Here is a 25,126-nt window from a genome sequence, read left to right as displayed (position 1 = left end):
GGGCGTGGCGGGTCGGTTCGGCACGCGCCGGCACCGTATTACAGGAACATTGCGTGAACATGGCGTGCCTTCCCGATGTCCCGCAAGGCTGTAATGGACGCAGGAAAGCGGACGTCGGCGCAAGGTTCGCGCAATCCGGGCACTCCAGCCTTGGCGCCCTTCCGTTGATCCCCAACTCCCTGGAGTACCGATGAAGTTGTTCGTTCCGTTGTTGTTCGTGGCCGCGCTGAGTGGCTGTACCACCGCCAGGATGACCGTTACCCCCGATGGCCGGCGCGGTGTCTCCATCGACTGCAGCGGCTCCAGCTCCTGGAGTGGTTGCTACGAAAAGGCCGGGCAGATGTGCCCAGGTGGCTATGTGGTCTTCAGCAAGGATGGCGACGACGGCAACGCCATCGCGGTGGGCAACAAGAACGGCTTCACCTCCACCCAGATGGCCACCCGCTCGATGCTGGTGGCCTGCTCGCACTGATGCCGGGAGGGGAGGTGGGCAGCCACCTCCCCCTGCCATCATGGTTCGCAGCCCTGCGTCAGAAGCTGTAGGCCGCCTGCACATACACCCGTCGTGGCTCGCCGGGGAAATGCCCGTTGCGTTCAATGAAGCCACTGGCCGCGTACACCTTGTCGAACAGGTTCTTGACGTTGGCCTGGAACTGCCACTGCTTCCACGTGGTCTTCCAGCTCATGTCGAACACGGTGTAGGCCTTGACCGTCTGCCCATCCAGGCTGACGCGCTCGCCAACATGATCCGCGCCAAAGCCGATGGCGGAGTTGATCGCCGGCAGGTCATAACGCGTCCACAATCCCAGCTTGTTGCGCGGCGCATTGGCGAATCGGTCGCCGGAGGCGTTGGTGATGCCATTCGGCCCGGCGTCCTTCACCCGCGCATCGTTGTAGGCGTAGGTCAGGTTCAGCACCCAGCGCTCGGTGAGGTCGGCCAAAAGGTCCAGCTCCATGCCGGTACTGCGCACCAGGCCCAGCGCGGCCAACTGGTTCACGCCACCGATCACCTCGCCGGTGGCCTGCACGATGTTACTGCGGTCGATCCGGTAGGCCGCCATGTTCAAGGTCACACGGTCGGCCAGCAGGGACTTCATGCCCACTTCCCACTGTTTGCTGCGTTCGGCATCGAACGGTCCGCCAGCGGCCGGGTTCTGGTTGGCGGCACTCTGCGGCACGAAACCACTGGCGACGTTGGCGTAGACATTCAGGCCCTCGCGCACGGTGAACGTGCTGCCCAGCCGCCAGCTGAGATCGTTGCCGTCCACACTGCTGCCAGTAATGCGATCCTCATCCTTGAAGCCATCCCAGCGCAGCCCGGCTAGTACATGCCAGCGCGTGCCCAGTGCCAGTTCGTCCTGCAGGTAGCCGCCATAGCGCTTGCTGCGGGTGGACGTGCTGCGCCAGGGCAGGGCCGCCAGGTTGTAGTCGTGCCAGGTGCTGGCGCCGTACACGGGATTGAACAGGTCGATGCCGCGCACCGGCCCGGCGCCACGCGCAAGGTCAGCGCTGTTCGCGGTCTGTGCGGTGAAGTCCGCATCCAGCCGGTATACATCGGCGCCGAACAGCACCTTGTGCTCAACCGCGCCGGTGGTCACCCGCCAGACTGCATTGCCGTTGGCAGTGAATGCTTCGTTGTCGCGGATCTGGTTGCGCAGCTGGCGGGTCATCCATTCGGCCACGCCATCGCGGTCACGATCGATCAGGCCCATCGGCTCGTGGTACATCTGGTGTTCGTTGTTGCTGAACCAGCGGGCGGCGAAGTCCAGGTCCAGCGTGTCGAGCGGCGCGAAGCGATACTGCGCCAGCGCCACCTTGGCGCGCATGTCGAGGAAGTCGCTGGCCTCGTTGTGGTTCCAGCGGCGGTCGGTCAGGAACGTGCCTGCATCGTTGACCGGCACGCCACGCAGACGGTTGCCGCCAAGGTTCTGGGTGATGTCGGTGAACTGCAGCACCAGTTCCCCGGTCTGGCCGACGTCGAAGGCCAGCGAGGCATCGCCGATCACGCTCTCGCTGTCGGTGTTCCAGCGCACGCCCTTTTCATTGTCGGCATAGAGCCCGGCGCGATAGCGCACGCTGCCGGCGGCATTCAACGGCCCGGTACCCTCGATCGATCCGGCACGGAAGTCCTTGTCGCCCAGCTGGACCTCGATGCGGCGCTCGGCAGCGGCTTTGGGCTTGCGGGTCACGTAGTTGATGACACCGCCTGCATCACCCCCGCCATACAGCGCGCCTGCCGGTCCCTTCAGCACTTCCACGCGATCGATGTTGAACAGCTGCGGCACCGAGAATCCTGCATACGGATCGCCACGCAGGCCGTCATACAGCACGTTCTCCTGGCGGAAGCCGCGCAGGGTCACCCCGGCATAGCTGAAATAGCTGATGCCGCTGATGCTGCGATAGAGATCGGTTACCTGACGCGCCGCCTGGTCGTCGATCAGTTCACGCGGGATGACCTGGATCGACTGTGGGACCAGCTCCAGCGGTGTATCCGTGCGGGTGCCGACCGCGGCATCGTCCACCCGGTACAGCGTTTGTGCACGCCCGCGAACCTCGACCTTGTCCAGGTCCTTGGGCGCGGCAGTAGGGGGCTCGGTGGCATGGGCAAGGGGCGCGAAGGGCAGGGCCAGTGCCAGGTACAGGGCACGTTGCAGGGGCGTAGGAAGGGGCATTGGGGAGAGCTTATGTTTCTGCAAATGAGAAAGATTAGCATTTGCAACAATTCGAAACCTATCCCCCGAATGCGCTATGGACGCGCGCCGGGGTTGTAAGCGGACAGTCCCTCTGCGAAATCGGGACACGGGGTTTGCAGAATCCCCAGCTCCGGCCGGTCAGGGCCGAATCGACCCTGTGAGCCCCCTTTCCCAGACCGTTCGATAGCCCCTCAAACGGGGTTAGAACCCCGCCTCAAGCGGGGCTCAAATCGGGGGGAGCTCATCGGCGACCCACCCGCCGCTGCGGAACTGGTTGCCGCCAGCGTGCCCAGCGGACCCGGCCACCACCGTGCCATACAGTGCCGTCCGATGGAGCTCCTCCGTGTCCAGGGCGCCATCCTTTCCCCAACGCGGGACCAGCGACATTCGCGCGCCACCTGCAGCCGCCATAGCCAGTCGCTCCCAGTCCAATCCGCCCCCCAGGCCGCCCTGACGGGCGACCTGCAGGCGGTCGGTCTGAGGGGTAAAGCGGAGGCGCCGGTAGGTGCGCCGAGCCACCACGTTGACGCCTGCGCCCAGAGTGCGCTCCACAATGCTCGGGTCGATACGCTCAGTCTCTGAGCCGGGCTCAATGGGGAGGTCTACCGCCTGGTGGGCGAATAGCTCGCCCACGTCCAGACCCGTCACCCCAATCTCGACCTGGATACCCACCAGGGCTACGGTGCCCGCTGGAAGCACCCACCAGGCCGCCCGGCTTCCATCCACCAGCTCAACCACCTTTTGCGTGATCGATGCCCCGCCGAGGGCCTGGCCGTACGTGGCATCACCAGGCTTGCGTCCCGTGAGCTTGAGGGAGGTGCCGACCGGGCAGGACAAGCCGAGCATGCCAACAACACGGACGCCAGCGGCTGCTGGCCAGGTCAACCGCAGACGGACGGCCGATGCACCACCGCTGAGGCGGGCAATGCTTGTGGGCCGCCCATCGACCAGGGCGGCGATGTTCGCGGCAGTGGCGCCGTCAGAGGCAGCGGTAACACCCGCAGGGGAGAATCCGATAAGCATGTGGCAGTCCTTATGCGCCCCAGAATTTCAGGGTCTGTTCGCCAGTGATGGGGTTGCTGGTCACCGCCGTGACGATCACCTTTCGACCGGCTGCGAGGCCATAGCGCGGGTAGCGGATGCGCCCGACCTGGCCCGGTCGCAGCTGCAGGTCAGGCCGCGCGGTCATCCGGCCGGCATAGAAGTTGCGGGGCACTGCGTAAAGCTTCACGACACGATCAATCTCTGCCTGAGCGTCAGCGCGGCTATCGAAGCAAGACTCCACCGCTGGCGCGGCCTCCGCGTGCTGGTAGCAGGCAGGCAGATCCCCGGTGGCATAGACCTGGCCACGGTGGCTGGCGGACAGCTCCTTGCGGACGCTGGGCGGCACCTGGTCCAGGCCTGTGGCCATATCGCCGTCTGCCAGGATTGCCGCGTTGGGCCGATAGCCCATGCGTCGAGTAAGGCCTGGGGCCAGATCCGGCAGCACAACCAGCGGAGCGGCGAGCTCGACCAGGTCGAGCTCGAATGCCAGGTTCGCATCGGCAACGCTCTCAGGGTCGATCAATCGCGCCAGGCGCAGCACGCCATCCCCATCCTGCCACCAGTCGGCGCAGTAGCTGCCCAGGATCGCAGCCAAGGCCTCGCGCGGCGTGCTGTTGCCGTCCGCAAAGTAGCCCACCCCGGCATAGCCCGTAGCCTGGTCGATGGCCAGCGCGTCGGCGCTCTGCCATGCGGCTTTCCCAATACGGCCGAACACGTCTGAAAGCGCCTGTTGAAGCGTTGCCGGCCGGTCCGCGCCGATGGTCGAAACGTCAGCCGTCAGTGGCCCGAGAGGCGGCGACTGCAGGGAGAGCTGCTGTCCACCAGCAACCAGGCTGTACGCGGTGCCGGCAACCAGTTCCACTGCGCGGTCACGGACACTCATCACTGATTGCAGGCGCGAATCGCAGATCCATTGCAGCGAACCATCACTGTTTACCGCCGTGGTCGGCACGCTTCGCACCAGCCCGATCACCACGGGCTGCGGCTGCCAGGCAATGCTCTCGCCGTGGGTCGGGAGAAATACGGCCCTGCTCAGCGGTTCATCCAGGTCACTGTGCGCGTCCTTGAACGTCAGGCGCTTGTAACTGTCGTCTTCGACTTCGATTCGATCCAGCACATAGCGAGCGACTGGCACCGCACCAGCCATCGACTGGCCTTGCTCGACCTGGCGCACCGTGACTGGCACGTCACGAATAGCGGACAGCGCAGCGGCATCCAGCATCCCTGCGGCGTCCTGCACGCGGACCTGGGCGCTGCCGGCACGCGACTCATTGCCCCACATCCAGAACGAAACTGCGCTGATCGTACTCAGGCCCTCGGTAGCGATGATTCCAGCGAACGCGGTGTTCGCTGGCGAGTCGCTGGCAGCGCTCATGTAGTCCTCACTTGCGACCCGAATTGTGGGGATGGGATCAGCAGCCTGGGCCCATCCCGCGAGTGCGGCCGGACTGAGCCCCTGCCACTGGCCAGCGTTCACGACACAGCGCAGGCCGCGTGCTTTCGTAGCGGCGATGGACACGGCGAAGTAGTACGGGCCACCCGCTGAGACATCAACGCTGGCCACCTGCTGGCCGTCACGATAGAACTGGACCTGTGCGGGCGTGCCAGGCAGCACGCGCACACCCAGTGCCTCTCCCTTGATGGGGATTGGCAGGCCACTGGCAATCACAGCGCCGTTGCGAACCACTTGGCCGGTGTGCAATTTCCAGCCCACCCCATTAGATGCGCCCAGCTCAGACGATAAAGGCGCTGCCGCATTGCACAGGCCGATGATCGCAGTGAGAGGATCGTCACCCCACAGCATGAACTCAGCACCGGCAGGACCGGCAAGTGGAAAGGTGCTCCTGGCGATCCGGGCAAGAACAACGGCCCCCGGTGAGGCCACGGTCAAGCCGCCATCCTCTACCAGCAGACCAGCACCGAGCGGAGACGCTGCCCAACGACCGAAGGTACGCACGACAGGTCAAGCCTCCTGGGGAACTTCAATTGCTTCAAAGCGGTAGACCGCACCGACCTTGAGCGCGGCGGCGTCGGCCGTATCGACCGTGAGATTGATCTGCGGCATGTTCGGCTGACTGACCGGACGGAACTGCAGCGTCACGCCGGGCTGGTCAGCAGACTCGGTGCGAAGGTACAGTCGAGCATCAAAACGCATGGGTGTTTCCTCTTGATGGATGAGCGGCATTGCCCGGCCGCCCGGACGGGTCACTCCTCAATGGAGACGATGGAAAGGCTGGCGGTGATGTCTAGGCCGGTGAAACTTCCAGTCTGATGGCTAACGTCCTGTTCGCTGAACCCAACGATCTCTGCACGGTAGGTACGGTCCTGCGTGCCTTCGCTGTCGTTCAATGTCACCGATCCAGACCAGAACGAAATCGCCATATCCGGGCCATCAGACTCGTTCGTAATCGACACGCCGCCGCTGGCTTCAAAGCTCGTCCAGAACTGCTCCGCGTTGCTGCCCAGTTTTCTGTAGACATTCACCGCGCAGGCGTTCCTGTTTCCGCCTGCGACGAAGCCCTGGCGGTCCATTCGGTTGTTGGTTCGCACGACCGTTCGCTGGTAGCTGACAACGACGTTCTTGTTCCGGCCGCTTGTGCTGAACGGGCCGACGAGGATGGAAGCGCCAATAGTCTGCGTAGTAGTTGACTGCATCGCGTTGCGGCGGATGCCGGCCGCAATTGCACCGCCCCAGTAGGCGCCACCATTCACGTCCATCCACACGGTTGCGTTGCGCTTGGTCGCACCCGCAGCGCCGACATTGGGGCCGAAATAGTCGATCAGGCCATCAGGCCCGAAGCCGTTACCGATGATGCGCTGGACGTTGCCGCGCCAAACGCGCAGGTAGCCGTCTTGGACCTCCAGGCCGTCAGGTGTACCTGGGCTGATGAGGCGCAGGATCTTGGAGAGAATTTTCAGCTCACTTTTTGCCCCGGTGGCTTCCATCTCCATGCCCGAGACATTGCCGTCCACATCGAGCGCAAAGCCCCACTTGGCACTACTCTCCGAACCGCCGGCATTCCACGGGGGTGGCTGTGTCGCATCAGGCTCAACCCGCGAGAACATGGGGCGGAACATCCAGAAATACGGCCAGGCCTCCCCGTTGGGCTTAACGATGACTCGGAATCGAGCGGTCGCAGCTTTTGCCGGGGCGACGGTCTTGAGACTCGGGCGTGGCATTTCCGAGAGCAGTGGCGAACCGCTGTTTCCGGTATGCCCAGTTTCTGGCGATCCCCATTGGGCCAGCCAGTTCCCCGCCTTGTCCCAGTAGCTGATCTCGATGTAACAAGAACAGCGATGGGTGTTGAACCACGCGGAGGCCATGTACGTCTTCTCAGCCTCCACCGGGATAGCGTATTCGGTTCCCCACCAGACAATCTGCGTCGAAGTAGTGCCACCGGAGGTCGAACCTACTCCATAGATGCCAGGCGGGTGGAAACTGTCATTTCCGGGTGTCGGATCGCCGAGCTCTACCCACGCGGCCCCCGGATTGGATCCCCAGCCCCAGCCGTTGCGCTGATACTTTGAGAACGTCGAGTTGATGAGCAGGTTCCCGCCGCTGCCATGGTTGCTGACCTTTGCCTCCAGCGTCTGGACAGCACGGGCGCTGGCCTTATCCTTCACCTCGGCCTGGACGCCAGTCACCGACTGACCCAGTGACGTGATCTGCTGCCCCTGTTGGGTCACGGTCGAAGTAAGGCCCGCCGTTGCTGCAGCGTTTGCCATGGCCGCTGCAGCAGATTCCATGCTGCTTGGGGCGTACTCGGTGGCAACCAGACCGCGCTGAAACTGCACGTTGTCGATTTCGATGGCGTGCGGGCCAGGTTGCTGCGCAAACAGTCGGCCCACGTAAACACGGGCGAGCACGGCATCGCCGCGAGAGCGAGCAGGAAGGAGCAGGCGCTGCCATTTGCCGGTCATGGTCACCTCCGGCAGGGTCACGGTGCCCAGCACCGTACCGCCAGTGGCGTTCATCCACTGCACATAGAGCTGCGCCCGCGCGTCAGGTGTACCGCGCACCCAAGAAGACAGCGTGTAGTCGGTGTTAGGGTCCACCTTTACGTAGTTGGTGCCCGGACCTGCTCGGTTTAGGCCTACCCAATCCTTCGCATTGATGGCGGTCCAGTCGATACGCACAGCCTTCCCGCCACCGCTCAGCGGGGACTCAATGTAGGAGAAAGTGCCTCCCACGTCGCTTCGGATACGCTCCAGGTTCCATCCGGCTGGCGCTGCGGTAGCCACTGGGGCGTCTTCCATGCTGCTATTCCACAGCAGGTTGTCACCACCGATCGCATCGATCCTGGCATTGACGCTGGTGAGCGACTGGCCCAACGAGGTGACGCTGCTCTCGTTGGCCAGCGTGCGCGCTTCCAGGCTTGAGGTTGCAGCCGCGTTTGCCTGCGTGGCCCGCTCCAGCGCGGATACGTCCAGACTGCCCTGCGGTCGCCCATTGACGAATTCCACGATGAGCTCAACCCATTGGTCGGCACGTCCGGTGGAGGCCGGAGGCGACAGCCGCTGCATTCCGGCACCTTCGCCAGCGCGCTTGCGCCCGACAAGGATGAACATGCGCGTTCCGGTCAATGCTTCCACGTTGCGACGGGAAGCGCCCGCATCAACGAGGCGGTCTCTGGTCCCAGCGGTGTCTGCGCCGGCGTCGCTGTTTAGCGAGCCGGTGTGGTCGCTGGTGAACAAGATGAAATACTGATTGTCTGCCAGGGCGTTGTCGTACCAATCGTTGAAGCTGGCGCAGGCGGAGCGGCCGTTGCCATAGGTGTCAAAGGTCTGCCGCTGTCCCAGAGTACTGTCAGCGTTGACCACCTGCACATTGAGGCTGCGCCCGGCGCCGCCCATACCTGCACCCGCGGCATTTCGTGTTCCCGAGCCGCGCGGGCCTCCGGTCGGTTGGCTGGAGATGACTGCGTTCGCAGTGACTTCGTAGACAGTGGCGTTACCAATGCCGGCACGAACTGCAGTCAATGCCGTTCCTTGGGACAGCAACTGTCCCTCGGCATTGGTGACGCGCGCGTCCAGGGCGCTGTTCGCCTTCGCGTTGGCGGTTGTTTGGGCGGCAATCTCGGTGGCGCTTGGTGTCCAGTTTGTGGCGACCTCACCCTGCTGGAACATCGCATTGTCCAGAGCCACCGATACGTTCTGCCCGACAGCGCCTGATGCGGCCCGGAAGAAGATGCGAACGCTGACCGCGCCAGCCGGTGCAGTGAAGGTGCCCGTGTAGCGCGTCATCGTCGACGTTAGTTCGGAGATCGGGGCGTACTGTGCTGGGCCGATGCCTGCATTGTTGCTGTCCAGCCACTGCACCAGAAGCTGCATGCGGGCGGCGTCGGTGTTGATACGGCACGCCCACACGGAAAGCGTGTACTTTGTGCCCGCTACGGGCTTCGGGCGGTTTGCAGTGGCTACTTCAACGCCAATGTACTGGCCCACGGCAGTAGCTGCATTGGTGCCAACGATCTGGATCGCACGGGTGGAGCCCGTGACCGCATACGTGCCGGAGTAGCTCACGGCCTGCGTGATCGTGTTCGACGCGAACCAATCCGGCAGGGTGCTGTTCTCGGCATTGCTGGTTTCAAATCCGCTATTCGGCAGCAGGTTGTCGCCGCCGATGTTTGCCAGCGATGCGGTAACGCTGGTCATCGCCGTGCCAAGGCTCGTGATGGTGCTGCCTTGGAGCGTGACCTGGGACTGCAGCGCCTGGAGAGCGCTGTTGGTGGCCTTGCCGTCCACGTCGGTGCGCAGGGCGCTGATGAGGCCGGACTGTGCATTGATGAGGCCAGCCTGCTGGGTGACGGTCCCGCTCAACGAGCTCAGGCCATCGGCGACGGCCAGGATCTCGGTGACTTCCTCAATGGCAACATCGTCCACCCACAGCGTACCTGCAGTGTTATTGCATGCCACCGTGAGGCGCAGACCCAGAACGTTTGCGGCAGGGATGGTGTAGACAAACTCCAGGTACGTCCAATCGGCCCTGTTCGCAAGAAATGGTCGATCTGCAAGCCAGGCAGCTGCTTGGTCAGCAAGCCTGAGCTTGGAGTCGCCTGCAGTGCCGTTGAACGTAGCGCTGGTCCTGTACCAGCAACTTACACGGTACTTCTTCGCGGGCCCGGCAGCCATGGTCATGCCTGCATTCGCAAGCGCAACAGCGGTACGGGCCGAGCCCGTGCCATCGATGCGCAGCGCCACGCTGCCACTTCGTCCCTCTGCGGCCGGCCACGAAACACCGGCCAACTGCGAGCCTCCCTGATACGTCCATCCCACGTCCTTGCCGGCGTTCCAGCCGCCGTTAAGGATCATGTTGGCGCCCTGGGAAATCATCGCGGGCAACGTTGCATTGACCTGGTCAATACGTTGGCCGATGGCTTCGTCGCGGGTGAGGCTTGCCTGCTCGACCGTGTTTACCTTGGCCTCAGACGCGAGCGCACCTGTTCCTGCCGGCAGACGGACCTCCACGGCGGACTGGCGCTGGCTGAGCGCTTCGTCCGCGCCGACACGCGCCCGCATTTCGTTGTAGGCCAAGCCGCCCGTCAGCTTCGCCGGATCGTTGCCGGTGTAGTCGCCGCGCATCTGCACGGCCAGCGTATTGCGCTGGCCGGCCTCAGCCGCCAGGGCGGCAGTGCGCGCGTCGCTTTCCTGCTGGACCATGGCGACGGATGCGCCAGGCGACGGGCGGCCCACGGCGATCCAGTCGTATTCGATGTAGGCGCTGGCGGTCTGCGCACCCGTCAGTGCCAGGCGAATGGCACGCAGTGGTGAGGGGCCGTTCCAGGGCAGACGATCAACGTCGAGGACGGCGATGCCGTTGGCGTCGAATGCCGGCACGGGGATGGAGAGCGACTTCGCTTCGTTCCACTCTCGGTCGGCCTCAGTGATCCAGCGAATCAACCCCATCCAGGCGGGATTGCCCACCTTGCGCATGCGTAGCTTGATGAAGCGATAGGCGGCGCCGTCGATGTTGAGCGGCGCCGGGGACTGGATGCCGGAGTTGTTGGTGGTGTTGATCGGCCGCAGCATGCCGTCGGCGATAGTCGGGGCGCCGTACACACCCGTCCAGCCTTCCAGTCCTGCGTTGAAATGCCAGATGCCGGCAGAGTCGAACTGCGTGCCGCTGCCTGCGGCGACCTCGGCCAGAGAGCGTGCCATCGAATCCAGGCCGTTCTGGACTTTCGTGTGGACCGCGCTGATGTCAGCGGTGCGCTCGTTTTTTTCGTTCAGCACGCTCTGAATACGGGCGCGCTCTTCGTTGGCCAGGTTTGTGGCCAGATCCTCTGCACGCTTGGCCACTTCGCCCACTGCGGCCGCACTCTTCTGACTCTCTGCCAGGATCTGTGCCTGCGCAGCCTGGAAGTCCGCCATACGCTGCTGTGCCTCTGCAGCGTCTGCCAGTGCCAGGTCACGCAGGCCCTGGTCCACCTTGCCCTGCAGCTGGACCAGCTCCGCCGTGGTCGGCACCACCACGGGGGCCTGAGCCTTGGGCGTGGAGTCTGCAGACGACACGCCGTTGACCTGGACAGTGACCTTCCACCAGCTCACAACACCGCTGGCCTCGGTGTAGGTGTAGCGCGTGTCTGAGGTTTTGGTTACGTACTTCCATTCGCCCGGCTTTCCGCCTGCATCGGCCGCGCGCCAGAGGACATAGACAGCACCAGCCAGCGGCGAAGCGTTCCAGGTAATGGTCACGCTATCCGCTGCCGGCTTGGTCTCCACGCCTTCGGCCGGAGGAACCACAACAGCGGGCTTGGCCGACGCCACCCAGTTGGAGGGCTGCCGGGTCACAGGCGTGATTGCAGGCAGGCCTTGGCCACCGATTTCAACGAGCAATACTTTCCGGTTCATAGCGCCATCAAAGCGTTGTGTTCACCCTGGCGTGCCAGGGACTGGATGCCGTCGCGGACCTGCAGCAGCACCTCATAGGAAGGATCGGCGTAGCCACGCCCTGGCGCCGCTGGCGCAGCTGGTGCTGCAGGCGTGGTGCCACCGCCAGGCGCGGCCGACGCCGGGACTGGAACGCGGCTGTCGGTCAGCACCGTGACCATTTCCTGGGCGATGCGCTTGGGCAGATCGAACAAGATTTCTGCCAGGTCGGTGATGTCGGTCTGCTGGTTCTGCAGGTACTTGGCCAGTTCGTCCGTGGTCAGGCCCAGATCCTTGGCCAGCGCCTCAGCGCTGATGCCAGTGACGTTGCGCAGGATCTCCAGCGGATCGCCGCCACGGGCGCCAGCCAGATCGGCCACGCCCTGGGCGATGCGCTGAGCGCGCTCCAGGCGGGCGGCAGCTTCCTGCTGCTGTTCCAAGGCAGCCTTTTGCGCGTACAGCTGCTGCAGCGACGCGGCCGTGCCATCACCGCCAAAGCGCTTGGCGAGCTCCAGCACCTGGGCATAGTCCACCTGATAGCCCTGGCCGCTGGCATTGAGTTTGCGGCTGACTTCCAGGAACTGCTGGGCGTATTGGGTGAAGCTCTCCAGGTTGCCGGCGCTGGCTGCGCTTTGCATCAGATCCGATGCCGTGGAGCGCTTCTGCGTGTCGGTGTCCGGCGACAGCGTGCTGCTCAGCTTGAGCGAATTGATGAAGTCCTGCAGCTTGCTGCTGGTCCCGTCAATGGAACCGCCCAAGCGTTCGATTTCATCGTTGACGCGGTTGAGCGCCAGGCCTACCAGCTCCGACTCCAGCGACCTGGCCAGCGCGTCGGCCTTGAGCTGGGCAGCCTGACGGACGGTGGCCAGATCCTGCTCGCGTGCGGCCAGGCCGCCCAGGGCCTTGGCCTGCTGCTGCAGCGTGCGGATGCGCTCCTGCTCCTCCTGGCGTACAGCCAGGAGCGACTTGGCGAAGCCACTGAAACCATCCGTTGCGATCTCTTGCTGCGCGTTGCCCACTACGCTGCCGTAGGAGGAGGCGGCAGTAGTGATCGCCTTGACCTGTTCCTCCATGGTGGTGCCGGCAGCCTTGGCCATCTGCTGGAACATGGTTGTCGTGCGCTTGACCAGGTCGATTTCCTGGGCATTGAGCGCACGGCCCAGCTCCTGGGCGTTGCCGGTCATCAGCTCGATGGACGCCGCCAGGCTGTTCATCACGTCGCCGGCTTCAAACCCCTTGTTGAGGAAGTCGCCGAAACCGAGGATCGACACGCCGCGCCCGGTCAGGTTCTTGGCCGCGCCGGTAATCAGTTGCTCCAGCTGCGCCTGGGCCTTGTCCGGGTCCGCATCGAGCTGAACCTTGCCGAGGTCTACGCGGACGGAGGATAGCTGGCTGTTGATGTCCACGCCCAGCTGCTCGGCCAGGCTGATGACGCCTGCACGCGCGCGCCCAGTGGCCTGGCTGAAAGCGTCGGTGATCGTGGTATCGACCTGGCCATACTCGGTCCACTTCTTGTCGCTGCGGAACAGGCCGCCCTTGGCCTTGATGTCGGCATAGGACTGGCCGGCGAACCCGTCGAAGCCATACGAGCCAGTCAGGCCCTGCGCCTGGATCTGCGGCTTTTTGCGGCCGAACAGGGCAGCATGGATCGAGGAGCCAGACAGAATGGAGGCGGCTTTGGCGTTGAGGCCGAGCTTGCGCGCCATCTTATCGACGTGACCCACGGCGCCCAGGGTGGCGATCTTGCCCGCCCAGCTTTCGCCATTGGCGATGTCCCAGCCCTGATCGAACAGCTCGGCATTCTTCATCATGGCCGCGACCACCCAGCCGATGATCGGCACGGCCATCGATGCGGACGCCGCGCCGCCACCAGCAGCCCCGGTGCCAATGAAACCGCCGACGTTGTTGCCAAAGCCCATCATCTTGCCTGGCGCGGCCACCCCAGCACGCCAGCCGCCACCGGCCAGCATGGCGTTGGTGCCAGTGAGGTTGCGGCCGCCACCGATCATGTTGGCCAGGCTGCTCATCCAGCCCGAGCCCGCGCCGCCCTGGTTGCCGCCACCGAACATGCCGGCGATCTTCGACAACCAGTTGCCATCAGCTTGGCCACGCGACACGCCAGCCAGCGCGCCATTCATGGCGTTAGTGAGCGCATCCTGGAACGGGCGCACCAGGTTCTGCTCAAGCATGGTGCGCACGATGTCGCGCCAACCACGCTTGAAGATGTCCTTGAGGCGGCTGAAGAAGCTCTCAGACTTGTCCAGCCCGCCGCTGAACATATCGGCCAGCATATCGGCGACATCCGCGACACCGCGCGTTCCGACGTTGGCCCATTCCTCCAGGTCGGCGGTCTGCTGTTCGATGCGAATAGAGGCATTGGCCCACGCCCGTGCCTGGGCCATCAGGCCTGCGGTTGCCTCTGCGTTGATGCCGGCGCCGGCCTTGTTGGCCTCGTTGATCGCCTGGAGCATGTCCTGCTCGTTGCGCAGCTGGCGGGCGCGGCGCTCGCGCTCGATCCCAACCACGCCCAGCAGTTGCACCTCGCCGCTCAGCGTATCGAGCAATGCCCTGGGCGCCTGCTGCTGCTTGGTGACCTCGGCGGCATTCTTGGCCAACTCGGCCGCTGACGACTTCACCAGGCTGGCGTAGGCCTCCTGGGTGATGAGGTGCTTGGCCAGTTCGCGGTCGAGCTCGGCAATACGCTGCTTGTGCTGCTCCTGGGCAGCCGCCATCGGCCCGGAGAGCTCGGCAGCAGCCAACGCCGCCTGGCGGTTGTACTTGGCCTGGGAATCGGCCTGCTGCTCTGCCAGGCGCGCGGCCTGCTCGCCGGAGCGCTTGGCCTCGGTCTGGGTGCGCGTCAGATCACGGGTGGCCGCATTCTGCCTGTCCAGCGTCAGGGTGAGCTGGATGAGCTGTTCGTTCTTGGCCCGCGCCAGCTGATAGTCGGCGCTGGTCGGGTCCAGACCCTTCTGCGCGCTTTCCGTGATGAACTGCGCGCGCATGCGGGCTGCCTTGCCCTGGGTTTTCTCGATCAGGTCCAGCTGGACGCTCTGAATCTGCTTGTCCAGGCCTTCGTTGACCGACTGGAGGGCGGCCTTGATCGCGGCGCCAGCGCTCTTTGCTGATGCTCCCAGCGCGTCAAAACTCGCAACGTTGAGTCGGTTGCGCTGCTCTACGTTGAGCTGCTCATCTGCCCAACGCTGCAGTAATGGACGAGTCTGCTCCAGTGTTTGCCCTTGGTCCGCCTGCCGACGCAGCAGCTGTTCCAACGAGCTGCGCTGCGCGTTGGTTGCGTTGGTAACTCCTGCGGCGCTGAGGACCATGTTGGCCGAGACCGAAATGGCCTTGTCATAGCCCTTGCTCAGGTTGTCCAGCCGGAGCCGCGCGGACTCAATGGCTTCCGACGCGCGCCCCAGCTCCTTGTCGAATCCAAACGGCAGCGCCCGATCACGCGCCTCAAACGAGCGGCGCGTTGCCGCAAGGCGTTCGTACTCATCGCCCAGGTTCTTGATCTCTTTGCGGGCTGCCTCAATGGTTTCAACTGTGCTTGAAAGCTCCGCGAATGATGTGTTCGCGGTCTGCTGATTGAACTCCTGCAGCACCCGCATAGCGGGCTGGAAACCGGCTGTGACGGTCTTGGACAGCTCCTGTGCCTTCTGGTTGCTGTTCATCGCCCAAGCGACGAATAGCGACAGCGCGGTGATCGCAAGGCCTGCAGGGCCGCCAAACGCGCCCATTGCCACGTTGAGGCCTCGCATTGCGGCAGCCTTTGCGCTGAGCGCAACAGACGCGGCCTGGGCAGCAGCAGCCGTGCGCAGCTGGGCGGCGGCCAGGGCCTGCTCAGCCGCGGCTACGCCACCTGCCACGCTCATGCCGGCGCGCGCGGCCGATAGACGGCCTGCCGCCTGCTGCTCGGCAATACGGGCTGCAGCCAGCTCCTCGCGAGCCAGCGCTCGCGATGCGGCGGCTGCCGCGATCTTCTCGGCGGTAGCCCTGGCCAGGCTGACGACCAGGCGACTTCCCAGGGCGACGGCCAGGACACCGGCTATCTGGTCCAGGCGCTGCATGTTGTTGGCCAGGAACGCAATGCCCTGGGCGATTCCGCCGCTGGCGCCCAGCTCCTGGGAGGACTCGCCGACAAACTTCGTGACGCTGTTGCGCAGCAGCTCCATGGCGCGCCCGACCGTCAGCGGGATCTGCTCAAACTCGGCGGCGATGACGGAGGACTGGTTCTCAAGCGCGGCCACCATCTGATCGACGGTCACCTTGCCGTCGTTGACGTGCTTGCGCAGCTCGCCCATCGACAGGCCCATGCCGTCGGCCAGCGCCTTGGCCAGACGCGGCGAGTTTTCCACGACAGAGTTGAATTCCTCTGCGCGCAGCACGCCCCCAGCCAGGGCCTGGCTGAGCTGGACGATGGTGTTGGCGGTGGCGACGTTGCTGGCGCCGGAGATGGCGAACGTCTTGTTGATGGACTCGGTGAGCGCCAGCTGCCGTTGCTGGGTGATTCCATACTCGGCAGTGGACTGGGACAGGCGCGCGTAGAGGGTGGCGGTACTGTCGAGCGCGGTGGCGGTGCGCTGGGAGATGTTGAACACCTGAGCCGATGCGGTGGCATAGGCCTTGTGCCCATCCGTTGCCAGCTTGAGTCGCGCTGAAATGTTGGCGTAGTTGTCCGCAACGGAAATGAGGGCGCCGGCCGTCTGCGCGCCGATGTAGGTGGCCACCGTCGCCCGCGCCGATGCCAGTGCGCTGGACACAGCAGAGACACGGCGAGCAGTGGAATCCGCCGCCGTGCCGATGCTGGAAATGCCGGCAGCACCACGCCGTGCCTGGTCGCCGGTTGTGCCCGCCGTCGCGCCCAGTCGCTTGAGCTCGGCATCCGATGCCCGAACGGCTGGCACCAGGCGGCTGTTGTCGGCATCGAGGCGGAGGGTGACGGTTGGGTTCACGGGCTATCCGAGGCTTCGCGATGGGCCATGGCCGTGGTGCCAATCAGCACGTCCAGCGATGGCATCAGGTCTGGCAGTAGGTGCGGGGCAATGCCCTGGAGGCAGGCAGCGGCTTGGATCTCGCGGGCTTCAATGCCGTCGTAAACCGGGGCGTGCATGCCGGTGATCCAGCGGGCCTTGCAGCGCACGAACAGTTGGACGACTTCCCAGTTCTCATCCAGGACCGGGATAACGCTCGGCGGCTCCTCGCCGCCGCCCCCGTCGCGCAGAAAGTCCGCCGCGCTGACGACGCCGTCAGGTTCATGGTTCCTGTCGGCGCCGTCAGTGCGTGGACCCTTCCCAATCAGCGCCCGCGCGACGGCTTCGAGTTTTTTACGTGCGCCCGGCCGAACTGGTCGAAGTAGGCGCCGATGATGGCCGGCTGCAGGAAAGCGAAGAACGGACCATTGAAGACTTCTTCCAGGGCGGCATCGCCCTCGATGGCCTTGCCGTCTGCGTCGCCCAGGCCAGCGACGCTGACCAGGATCTTGCGCAGGTACTCCTCATCCTCAACGGGGTTGTCCTGGATGGCTTTGATTTCTTCGCGTGCCAGGATCTTGACCTGACACTGGATGGTGCCGGTGGCGAAGACGTTGGGCTGGTCGGTGGGGATGCGCAGTTCCACCGGCAGGTGCACGGTGTTGGTTCGGGCGAGACGGAGCATGGGAAAGTCCTTGGGAAGTGGTTTAACAGCCCCTTGATCGGGGACAGGTCCACTTTGCCCAGCCACAGCTGCCGTTCGGGACTAAAGCGCTTCATTGAAAAAGAAAGGCCCCGCACAGTGGCGGGGCCGTTGGGAGTGTAGCGCAGTATCTGCGAATTACGGCGGCGTGCTGTCGCCGAACTCGATATACAGCTCATCGCCGCCAGCATCGCTGGCCACGCAGGGACCAGTGAGCTCCCAGCCGTAGTCGCCATCAATCTCGACTTCGTTGATGTTTTCGATCTGGCCGCGAATGCCCAGCTCGCTGTAGAGCTTGCTCTTTTCGGTAAGGCGCAGCGCAACCTCCAGGACGCCGGCCGCGTCGCGCACTGCCCACGGATTGAAGTCAGCCAGGGCCGTCTTGGCCAGGCGCAGCGTCCAGGTCGGGGAGCGGTCGCTGATGCCGCTTTCCTTGTGGCTGGTGTACTCCTTCGACGTGATCGTGTTGCCCACGTCCACCGAGAGGGATTTGGCCCACACGACCAGGCCCGCTCCGCCATCAACCGTGATCGTGGTGCGGGTGTTGTCTGCGCGCGCGACGGTCGGCACCACGGCGGTGGTGGTGATGTTGGGCAGAGCGTCCTCGGCGATGGTGTCGTAGTCGCCCTGGATGCGGATGTTGCCCTTGAAGCGCTCGCCAACGGCCAGTGCCAGGTTGGTGAGGTTGTGGCGTGCGGCGCCGATCTGCTTGACCGTGCCGGCATGCCAGAACTTGGCATCGGAAATCGGGATGTTCGCGCTGATCGGGTTGTAGCGCGTGGTTTTCGCAACAGCGTCCTTGACGGCGGTCATGCCAGCGGGCAGCAACAGCGGTGCACAGACGGCATCGGAGTCAGCTGCTGCACCCGGCTTGGTCGGCGGGAACAGTTCAAACTCGCCCTCAATGAAGGCGCGCTTGGCACCGACTGCGAAGGGCTGGCCAGTCAGAAACGCACGATCCACCGGGCGTTCGATCTTGTCGAACTCGGTGCCGCTGCTGCCGTTGAACAGCAGCACGCCGTTGGCGGCGGCGGTGGGGACAATCGGCACCGAGGCCGATGAACGCAGCGCCAGGGCCAGGCCGCGACGCTTGAAGGATTCCAGGTTGGGCTGGGCCATGGTCAGTTCTCGGGTGAGGTTGCAGAGGAGCGGCGCGAGCGGTTCTGGCTCGATGCCGGCGGTGGCGGCTCGGGTGCTGGAGCGGGTTCGGCGGGCAGTACGGACTCATCCACGAGCTGGCCATCGATCACGCGCCAGGCACCGCCGCTGGTGGGGGTGTGCTTGGTAGTCATGGGAGTGGTGTGTGTTGTGTGCGGTAGTTGGTGACGAATACCTGCTGGTTGACCAGCCAGCCGGCGCGGTACTTCTCATCACGACCAGCCTGGAAGCTGAGCGCATCGAACGCATCGACGGGGGTCCAGCCGATCAGCGCTCTGCGGACGCCTGGAATGACTTGCTCATCCATCTGGCGGCGCGCGCCGCTGCCACTGGCCTGGCCGCTGAAGTTGCGCACCATCAGAACCACGCGCAACGTGACATCCACGTTCTGGATGTGCTGATCGCCCGTGTACCGGGGCCGGCCGCCAATCTCGGCGGACGTCACGTAGGCGGCACAATCCTTGGCTGGCTGCTGGTCCAGGGCCGTATCCAAGTCGGCGGCATCGCCGACAAGGAGCAGTGCCTGTACGTGATTCCGCAGACGCTCCAGGACGGGCGTGACCGGGAACGGTCCTACAGTCACGGCCGGCCCTCCCGCCCGAACACCTTGTTGCCGGCATGGAAGATGAATTCCCCTGCCGAGCCGGTAGACGTGGTCGGATCTTCGATGCCCAGGTGGAACTTTTCCTGTGCCGTCTCCTGCAGCAGGCGAATCGCGTCACGGTAGTCACGCACGATGGGATCGGTGCGCTCGTCCGTCTGGCGATCAGGATGCAGCAGGTAGCGCGTGATGCTGCGAGACCAAACGGCCAGTAGCGGCACGACCTTGCCCAGCGGCAGTCTGTAGCGCCGTGCCAGGTAGCCGTCGATGATCGCATCTGCCTGACGGGTGGCCTCCTGGATGCGCTCCAGGGCCGCATCGGCCTTGGCCACTTCGCTTGGCGGAAAGGCGCTGCGGTCACCCCCGCGCAACGTGGCATCCATCAGCTCGGTGGCAACCGGGCGCTCATCGCGCCCACCCGCCACCTGGGACAGTTCCAGCGCCCCTGGGAGCTCGGCCAGTTGCGTGAGGGTGACGTAGGCCATTACGCGCCGGCCTCCAGCGCCGCCTCGATCAGGCCCACGCGATCAGCTGCCGGCTGGTTCGCCCAGGCGTCCTCGGCCAGGCCAGCGGCGGTGCGTGCGCGCGCCTCGGCTTCGGTCCACTTGCGCTTGGCATTGCCGGACTTGGTTGCCTTGCGTTCGCGAGCCAGTGCCAGTTCGTTGGGATCGTCCGACGCTGGCAGCTCCGTCACGATCAGCTCGGGGTCGCTGTTGATCGCGTCGAGCTGCTTCTTGTCCAGGTCATCGACATGCACCGTCCGGCCCTGCCGGGTGAAGTGCATGCCGGCACGCCAGCGGCCACGCTCCAGGCGGGCCTTTACCAGGATCTGTTCGGCCATGGGCCGCTCCTTCTGTATTCGGGGAAGTTACGACCGGCACCCTGCGGTGCCGGTCAGTGGTCGAGGGTCAGAGCAACCAGGCGCAGTCCATCGCCTCAACAACGCCCTTCATCACGTTGTCAGTGCCGGCGATCTGGTTGGCGGTGAGGATCTTGGCGGCCTTGAACTTGTCGTTCGGCACGCACACCAGCAGATCCGGCACCAGACCCAGCGGACGGCCGTGGTCGCCCGTGCGCGAGGTGAAGGCGGTATAGGCTGCCTGCAGGTTCTCCTCGGTCAGCGGCTTGTTGCTGGCGTAGGCCATCTGCCAGAAACCGAAACCGACGTTGCGGCGGCAATCGGCGCCGTAGCGGAACTCCTTCTTGTTGAACACGCCCTCATCGGTATCCGTGTCCATGGAAACGAACTGCGGCGGCTTGCGGTTCTGGAAGATGATCGGCTTGAGTGCGCGCTTGGTGCACAGCAGATACCAGTAGGCACCATTGCCGCCCGAGTCCACGTTGCTCTGGACCGTTTCCTTGCCGTCCTTGTCCAGCACCGGGTGATCGGTGTCGAAGAAGTTCTGGCCGTCGTAACAGGCGGTGGAGATGCCGTTCTTCAGCAGCTCGAACGTCAGCTGGTCCGGCTGTGCACCGACCGACTCGCCCATGCTCTGCATGAGCGGGCTGTAGATGCCGAGGTTGTCGTCCTCGATGTCATCCTTGTCCACACCAACAGTCAGCTCATACGGCTTGTTCTTGATGGTATAGCCGTGGCTCTGCAGGCCATGCACCACACGTTCGCCGATCCACTCGCGCACGTTGGGCAGCTTGCCCAACCAGCCGTACTCGTTGGACTTGGTGGTGGACGGCACCACCGTGGCAATGCGCTGGAACTGGGACGGTGCCTGGCCGAGGCCGGCGTTGAATGCTGCGTTGAAGGCGACGTACAACGTCGAAAGATTGCCGCGATTGACGATCATGGGATTGTCCTGGTGATAGGGGAACGGGTGGGCCGGCTCAGCCGACCACGATCCACACGCCGGCCGCATCCACGTCCAGGACGACGCCAGCGCGCTTGCGGGCGCCGCTGTTGTCGGTCTTGGACACGGTCTGGTCATCGACGATGTAGGCAGTTGCGCCGATGTCGGCGCGGGCGATGGCATCAGCGCCGGCACTGTTGTCAAAACGGAAGCCAGTGCCGCGCTCGCATTCGACCGGCTCGCCTGCCGACGTTCCGGTGACGGAGCGAAGTGCAACGCCGACGGCGTCACCGGAGCCGGCAGTGCCTGCCGGCACCGCGTTGCCGTTGGTCGCCAGCAGCGCGATCAACGTGCCGGAGTGGATTTGGGTGCCGGGGTTGGTCGGGTGACCGACGCGGAATGCTTCCCGGCGGGGGGTGTTGCGAGCCTGGGTGGCTGCGCTCATGGCGGACTCCAGTGAGAGGCGGGTGTAGTGCTCAGGCCTGCGCCTGGGCGGTGTCCTTCTTGGATTTCGCGAAGGCTTCGGGGGTGACGCCGGTAGCGCTGCAGACGGCCATTTCAGCCTCGTCCAGGCCATGCTCGTTGGTCGCGCCGGCCGGCTTCCGGCCGCCGGTCTGCGTGCTGGTCAAGGCAGCGATCGGACCGGCCTTGTCCAGGAAGGACGACAGCGCGGCCAGGTCTTTCTTGCCCAGATCGGTGGCCCAGTCCTTCATGCCCGGCAGCAGGCGGCCATCAGCCAGGCCATCCTCGACCAGGGCGCTGACCTTGTCAGCGGTGCGCTCGGCGGACAGCGCGGCGACCTGGCCGCGCACTTCCTCCAGGGCGGCGATGGGCACGAACTTGGTCGGGTCCGGGGTGGCGGTGGCCTTGGTCTTGAGGGCACTGCAGGCCGCAACGGCCGGCTCGCCCTCGGCGCCCAGCTCGGCCTGCAGTCGGCGCAGCACGCCCAAGCTGGTGGTCAGGGAACTGCAGGCGGCGATGGCGTCGGCTTCGGAGGTGTTTTCGGGCAGGCCCAGGGCAGCCAGGAAGGCTTTGAGCAACGGGTTCATGGAGGTTTCCTTGTCAGGATCGATGTCGTGGGCAAAGCAAGCCGCTGCGCGCAGCTCCATGGCCTGCATGCCGTCGATGGCGGGGTCATTGGTGAAGGCGGCCATCTGCATGGCCAGCACCTCGCCGGTGGTCTTGTCGTAGAGGAACACCGGAGAGACATAGCGATAGGCGCCGGTTCGGATCTGCTCCGCAGCCTGGGGAGTCAGCTCGGTGGTGGCCCAGAGGCCAGATCCCTCGCGCCATTGCAGCGCACGCATCCAGGCAGCGGCCGGCGCGGGCTGCCCGTTGGTTTCTTTGTGCAGGGTCTGGTGTTCGTAATCGACCACTGCCGGGTTGACGCGAGCGTTGAAGCGCTCGATCACGCGAGCCGCCACCGAGGCGTCGATATACCAGGCGGGGACATCCATCTTCCGCCCGTCGCTGGGCTTGAAGTGACCGGCAGGGGTCAGCTGGATGGAGATGATGCGATCATCGCCCACGGCGTCGGCCTGCAGCTGGAAGCTGCAGGCAGCCAGGGCAACGGCGGTATGGAGGCGGCGGGCGGGCTGATTCATCCCCGCCAGATTCGCCGCCCTCGATCAGGAGGCGGGACTAAAGCCCTTCACTGCTTTTCGGGTGCGGCCCGATGGGCGGGATGTCGGCAGGGACTCTACACCGGACCGGGCGATTTTTGTCCCTCCCCGGGGCGGTCACTTGAACAGTCGCCTTCAAGGGCGTTTGAAAGGCGTTTAAATCGACCGCCGCTGCCCGTTGGGGGTGGACCATGGACGGTGGCCGCGCCCAGGGGGCCTCCACGGGCCGTACAGGCCGTTTTAGGCGGGGGGCGATCCAGCGGGGGCCGCGTCCAGTTCCAGCCAGGCGACGGCCAGGCGTTCGATGCTCTGCTCATCCTCGGCGCTCAAGCCCATGAAGGGACGGGCCGGCAATCCAGGATGATTCACCTTGGCCACGAACGCGGGTCCGTCCTGGCCATCCTTTCCTGAGCGCGTCTGCATGCCGGGCCAGTAAAGCGCCTTTCCGTTCTTTGCTCGGATCTCGTATGGCCTGGTGCCCTCCTGGTGCCAGCGCGCCTGCTTGGAATCGGCGCGGATCTCCACCCAGTCAGGGCCCGACAACGGATGGATGCCGTCACGGGTGCGGCGGGTATCGTTGAGCGGGGTCCGCCCCGATCCATCGGCAAGCGGCTGCCAGGCAACGCCGTCCGGCCCAATGCCGGTATCGAATCGGGCCTGAGTGCTTTCCGTCAGATCCTCGCCAACCTGGGCCATCAGGCCCGACAGGTTGACGCTGCGCTCCAGGAGACGGGCAAACCACTGTTCGGCCTGCCGTGCATCGATAGTGAGAATCAGGGGTTCATTGGCCATGGTATTCTCCACAAACGGGCCGGGGCCAAGCCGCCCCCGGCGTAGCGGCTCCGCCGCAATCCTTCCACAGGGTGGGCCAGCCCCCGAGGCCCTGCAGGAAGCGCCGCAGAGCGGACTGGCGCGTCTGTAGGCAAAGGCTCATTCCTCCGGCCGTCCCCATACCAGCAGCCCCTGCCGCGAACGCGGCTGAGCCTTGCTGCCACGGAAGAAGTCGAACGATCCCCACACCCCGCCTGGCAGCACCTCGGCAATCACTGTCAGGGCGTAGCGCTTCTGCGCGCCGCCTTCGGACTCGGTGACTTCGATCCGCTTGACGTAGTAGCGGCGCAGGCCAAGCTGGCCAGCCTCGTTGCGGGCGAAGTTGGCCCATATCTCAAACGGGCTCTGGATCGTCTCGGCCAGCAGCGGCAAATACTTTTCCCGACCATCCAGGCGTGACGGCTTCTCCAGCCAATGCTCAATAACCTGGTCGGTAAGCAACACCTCGGCCCCGGATGGATCGGTGAGCGTGGCAGTGCGGCCGTACAGTTCCTGCCAGGCCTGGCGCACCTGTTGAGGGTCACGAATACCCGTCGGCAGCGGCCGGGCAATCGCAGCGTCCAGCGGAACCTGGGCGGGGCGCCCATAGTCCTCGGCGCTTCGCCCTGGCACCTCCGACCACTTGGCCGCTGCGTCCTTGGCAAGCGTGCTGTCGGCGATATGGCGGCCGCTGGCGGCGTGGCCGACGTGATAGGCCCACTCCGGTGGCGGGTCGCCCTGGATGGGCGCGGGCGGCTCACTGACCTTCCAGCCCATCGCCTTCATCTTCGCGGCCGATACGCCCAGCACCGTGCAGCGACAGCCCCAGCCATTGGGCGTGTAGTGGGTGTCCCACCAGGGATGGTCGGACGGCAGGATGACCCCATCCCATGCCTTGTGCTGCTCGCGCGGGTTGCGCACGGTGTTGTGCTTGTAACGCAGGAACGGGAAATTCTTGAGCGTCTCCCAGCGGCCGGCCTGGTAGGCCGTTCGCAGGTTGGTGTGGTAGATAGTCGCCGTGCGCCAGGCTTGCCCGCCTGGGCTACCTTCCCCGGTCCAACCATGCCATCCGTTGCGCTGGACGATGTCCTGGAAGCGAGCGCGGAAATCCTCCAGCGTTTCGCCCTGCGTAATGGCTGCATCCACCGCTTCGCGCAGATCGGTCAACAGCGCATCGCGGGTGGCACCGGCAACGACAAACGCCCGCGCGTGCTGCCCGTGCATGAGGTCATCCCAACGTCGCGTCGGAAGGTTCACCTTCCCGCGAAAGTAGCGCTCGGCCTCGGGCATGCTCCCGAAGTTGCCCGTCACTTCAGGCATCATTGAGTCCCTTAAATGGTTCTGGAGCGGTCATGGTTTGGAGAATTCCCATCAGGTTCGTGGATCAGGCAGGCAATCCAGCATCGCCAAACGCCAGCAATCCCTCGTTCGCCATTCCCGTTATGGACGTAGTTTTTCGTTATGACCCGTCTGAGGCGATGCCACTGCAAGCGCATGAAGTGAGCGTGATCGCGCTCGTAGACACGGGAGCAGATTTGAATGCCGGCACTAAGAAGCTCATCAATGCAGCTGGCGCGCCTCGCATGCACGACGTGACCGTCCACGGAGCGACTTCGGGCATTGCTTCATCCCGGCATGTCTGCCAGCTGCTATTCCCTAGCGCGGCCCTCCAGATCACCACCGACATTGACACTGTCCCTTTGCGGGAGAATGGCCGTTGCTACGATCTGATCATCGGGCGCCTGACACTTCGACTCGGAAAGCTTGTCATGGACTACCCCGGAAATGCTTTCTACTGGGAAGTCCCCAAACCGAATGCGTAGATTTGGTAGCGCAGAGTGCAAGGAGGCTACT

General features: G+C 64.7%; 19 protein-coding genes. 2 read left to right on the top strand and 17 right to left on the bottom strand.

The annotated features are described in order from the left end of the window. The first annotated feature begins 190 nt into the window (after nucleotides 1-190). Nucleotides 191-472: a hypothetical protein gene (locus ACW5IY_RS13870; RefSeq protein WP_010484816.1), complete on the top strand. Its 282-nt coding sequence runs from the start codon at nucleotides 191-193 to the stop codon at nucleotides 470-472. A gap of 58 nt (nucleotides 473-530) precedes the next feature. On the opposite strand, the gene ACW5IY_RS13865 is transcribed toward ACW5IY_RS13870, so the two are convergent. The 17 genes from ACW5IY_RS13865 to ACW5IY_RS13785 all read right to left on the bottom strand — a co-directional run bounded on the left by ACW5IY_RS13865 (nucleotide 531) and on the right by ACW5IY_RS13785 (nucleotide 24,592). Continuing rightward, a complete protein-coding gene (locus ACW5IY_RS13865) occupies nucleotides 531-2,672 on the bottom strand; it encodes a TonB-dependent siderophore receptor (protein ID WP_197638467.1) in 2,142 nt (713 codons plus the stop codon). 246 nt (nucleotides 2,673-2,918) lie between these two features. Continuing rightward, complete coding sequence (locus tag ACW5IY_RS13860; protein ID WP_049436681.1) at nucleotides 2,919-3,716, bottom strand: hypothetical protein; 798 nt, start codon at nucleotides 3,714-3,716, stop codon at nucleotides 2,919-2,921. 10 nt (nucleotides 3,717-3,726) lie between these two features. Further along, complete coding sequence (locus tag ACW5IY_RS13855) at nucleotides 3,727-5,628, bottom strand: hypothetical protein (protein ID WP_152906267.1); 1,902 nt, start codon at nucleotides 5,626-5,628, stop codon at nucleotides 3,727-3,729. 72 nt (nucleotides 5,629-5,700) lie between these two features. Beyond that, nucleotides 5,701-5,892 carry a hypothetical protein gene (locus ACW5IY_RS13850; protein WP_152906268.1) on the bottom strand — a complete coding sequence of 64 codons (192 nt, stop codon included), beginning with the start codon at nucleotides 5,890-5,892 and terminating at the stop codon, nucleotides 5,701-5,703. A gap of 50 nt (nucleotides 5,893-5,942) precedes the next feature. Then, nucleotides 5,943-11,588: a hypothetical protein gene (locus ACW5IY_RS13845; RefSeq protein ID WP_152906269.1), complete on the bottom strand. Its 5,646-nt coding sequence runs from the start codon at nucleotides 11,586-11,588 to the stop codon at nucleotides 5,943-5,945. Next, the gene (locus tag ACW5IY_RS13840; protein WP_049436677.1) at nucleotides 11,585-16,558 is read right to left on the bottom strand and encodes a tape measure protein; all 4,974 of its coding nucleotides are present in this window, start codon (nucleotides 16,556-16,558) and stop codon (nucleotides 11,585-11,587) included. Before ACW5IY_RS13840 ends, ACW5IY_RS13845 begins: the two co-directional genes overlap by 4 nt. Then, nucleotides 16,555-16,716 (bottom strand): hypothetical protein, encoded by a 162-nt coding sequence (locus tag ACW5IY_RS13835; RefSeq protein WP_311069193.1) that lies wholly within the window; start codon nucleotides 16,714-16,716, stop codon nucleotides 16,555-16,557. Before ACW5IY_RS13835 ends, ACW5IY_RS13840 begins: the two co-directional genes overlap by 4 nt. A 185-nt stretch (nucleotides 16,717-16,901) precedes the next feature. Further along, nucleotides 16,902-17,261 (bottom strand): hypothetical protein, encoded by a 360-nt coding sequence (locus ACW5IY_RS13830; RefSeq protein WP_049436675.1) that lies wholly within the window; start codon nucleotides 17,259-17,261, stop codon nucleotides 16,902-16,904. Nucleotides 17,262-17,417: 156 nt separating this feature from the next. After that, nucleotides 17,418-18,398, bottom strand: coding sequence for a hypothetical protein (locus ACW5IY_RS13825; protein ID WP_049436674.1), 981 nt, complete (start codon nucleotides 18,396-18,398; stop codon nucleotides 17,418-17,420). A gap of 169 nt (nucleotides 18,399-18,567) precedes the next feature. Continuing rightward, nucleotides 18,568-19,020 carry a phage tail terminator protein gene (locus ACW5IY_RS13820; protein ID WP_152906271.1) on the bottom strand — a complete coding sequence of 151 codons (453 nt, stop codon included), beginning with the start codon at nucleotides 19,018-19,020 and terminating at the stop codon, nucleotides 18,568-18,570. Continuing rightward, nucleotides 19,017-19,523: a DUF1320 domain-containing protein gene (locus tag ACW5IY_RS13815; protein ID WP_049436672.1), complete on the bottom strand. Its 507-nt coding sequence runs from the start codon at nucleotides 19,521-19,523 to the stop codon at nucleotides 19,017-19,019. The genes ACW5IY_RS13820 and ACW5IY_RS13815 overlap by 4 nt, the downstream gene beginning before the upstream one ends. Further along, a complete protein-coding gene (locus tag ACW5IY_RS13810) occupies nucleotides 19,523-19,879 on the bottom strand; it encodes a hypothetical protein (RefSeq protein ID WP_049436671.1) in 357 nt (118 codons plus the stop codon). The genes ACW5IY_RS13815 and ACW5IY_RS13810 overlap by 1 nt, the downstream gene beginning before the upstream one ends. Nucleotides 19,880-19,946: 67 nt before the next feature. Beyond that, nucleotides 19,947-20,840, bottom strand: coding sequence for a Mu-like prophage major head subunit gpT family protein (locus ACW5IY_RS13805; RefSeq protein ID WP_049436670.1), 894 nt, complete (start codon nucleotides 20,838-20,840; stop codon nucleotides 19,947-19,949). A gap of 37 nt (nucleotides 20,841-20,877) precedes the next feature. After that, nucleotides 20,878-21,285 (bottom strand): hypothetical protein, encoded by a 408-nt coding sequence (locus ACW5IY_RS13800; protein WP_053091870.1) that lies wholly within the window; start codon nucleotides 21,283-21,285, stop codon nucleotides 20,878-20,880. 31 nt (nucleotides 21,286-21,316) lie between these two features. Continuing rightward, on the bottom strand, nucleotides 21,317-22,444 hold the full coding sequence (locus ACW5IY_RS13795; protein WP_049436669.1) for a phage protease: 1,128 nt from the start codon (nucleotides 22,442-22,444) through the stop codon (nucleotides 21,317-21,319). A 258-nt stretch (nucleotides 22,445-22,702) separates the two neighbouring features. Beyond that, nucleotides 22,703-23,254 carry a phage virion morphogenesis protein gene (locus ACW5IY_RS13790; protein WP_049436668.1) on the bottom strand — a complete coding sequence of 184 codons (552 nt, stop codon included), beginning with the start codon at nucleotides 23,252-23,254 and terminating at the stop codon, nucleotides 22,703-22,705. Nucleotides 23,255-23,392: 138 nt separating this feature from the next. Continuing rightward, on the bottom strand, nucleotides 23,393-24,592 hold the full coding sequence (locus ACW5IY_RS13785; RefSeq protein WP_160314075.1) for a PBECR2 nuclease fold domain-containing protein: 1,200 nt from the start codon (nucleotides 24,590-24,592) through the stop codon (nucleotides 23,393-23,395). A 32-nt stretch (nucleotides 24,593-24,624) separates the two neighbouring features. On the opposite strand from ACW5IY_RS13785, the gene ACW5IY_RS13780 reads away from it, so the two are divergent. After that, entirely contained in the window at nucleotides 24,625-25,095 is a 471-nt protein-coding gene (locus ACW5IY_RS13780) for a pepsin/retropepsin-like aspartic protease family protein (RefSeq protein ID WP_152906273.1), read from the top strand. The last annotated feature ends 31 nt before the right edge of the window (nucleotides 25,096-25,126 follow it).

The sequence above is a fragment of the Stenotrophomonas sp. C-A genome (assembly GCF_054030835.1).
The sequence above is the reverse complement of the archived record's forward strand: the minus strand, read 5'-3'. Positions and strand labels throughout refer to the sequence as shown.

Coding starts and splice junctions, on each gene's coding strand:
- ACW5IY_RS13825 (WP_049436674.1), bottom strand. CDS start 18,398: ATGGCCCAGCCCAACCTGGAATCCTTCAAGCGTCGCGGCCTGGCCCTG.
- ACW5IY_RS13780 (WP_152906273.1), top strand. CDS start 24,625: ATGGTTTGGAGAATTCCCATCAGGTTCGTGGATCAGGCAGGCAATCCA.
- ACW5IY_RS13860 (WP_049436681.1), bottom strand. CDS start 3,716: ATGCTTATCGGATTCTCCCCTGCGGGTGTTACCGCTGCCTCTGACGGC.
- ACW5IY_RS13850 (WP_152906268.1), bottom strand. CDS start 5,892: ATGCGTTTTGATGCTCGACTGTACCTTCGCACCGAGTCTGCTGACCAG.
- ACW5IY_RS13810 (WP_049436671.1), bottom strand. CDS start 19,879: ATGGCCGAACAGATCCTGGTAAAGGCCCGCCTGGAGCGTGGCCGCTGG.
- ACW5IY_RS13830 (WP_049436675.1), bottom strand. CDS start 17,261: ATGCTCCGTCTCGCCCGAACCAACACCGTGCACCTGCCGGTGGAACTG.
- ACW5IY_RS13870 (WP_010484816.1), top strand. CDS start 191: ATGAAGTTGTTCGTTCCGTTGTTGTTCGTGGCCGCGCTGAGTGGCTGT.
- ACW5IY_RS13805 (WP_049436670.1), bottom strand. CDS start 20,840: ATGATCGTCAATCGCGGCAATCTTTCGACGTTGTACGTCGCCTTCAAC.
- ACW5IY_RS13800 (WP_053091870.1), bottom strand. CDS start 21,285: ATGAGCGCAGCCACCCAGGCTCGCAACACCCCCCGCCGGGAAGCATTC.
- ACW5IY_RS13785 (WP_160314075.1), bottom strand. CDS start 24,592: ATGCCTGAAGTGACGGGCAACTTCGGGAGCATGCCCGAGGCCGAGCGC.
- ACW5IY_RS13790 (WP_049436668.1), bottom strand. CDS start 23,254: ATGGCCAATGAACCCCTGATTCTCACTATCGATGCACGGCAGGCCGAA.
- ACW5IY_RS13815 (WP_049436672.1), bottom strand. CDS start 19,523: ATGGCCTACGTCACCCTCACGCAACTGGCCGAGCTCCCAGGGGCGCTG.
- ACW5IY_RS13865 (WP_197638467.1), bottom strand. CDS start 2,672: ATGCCCCTTCCTACGCCCCTGCAACGTGCCCTGTACCTGGCACTGGCC.
- ACW5IY_RS13795 (WP_049436669.1), bottom strand. CDS start 22,444: ATGAATCAGCCCGCCCGCCGCCTCCATACCGCCGTTGCCCTGGCTGCC.
- ACW5IY_RS13835 (WP_311069193.1), bottom strand. CDS start 16,716: ATGCACGCCCCGGTTTACGACGGCATTGAAGCCCGCGAGATCCAAGCC.
- ACW5IY_RS13845 (WP_152906269.1), bottom strand. CDS start 11,588: ATGAACCGGAAAGTATTGCTCGTTGAAATCGGTGGCCAAGGCCTGCCT.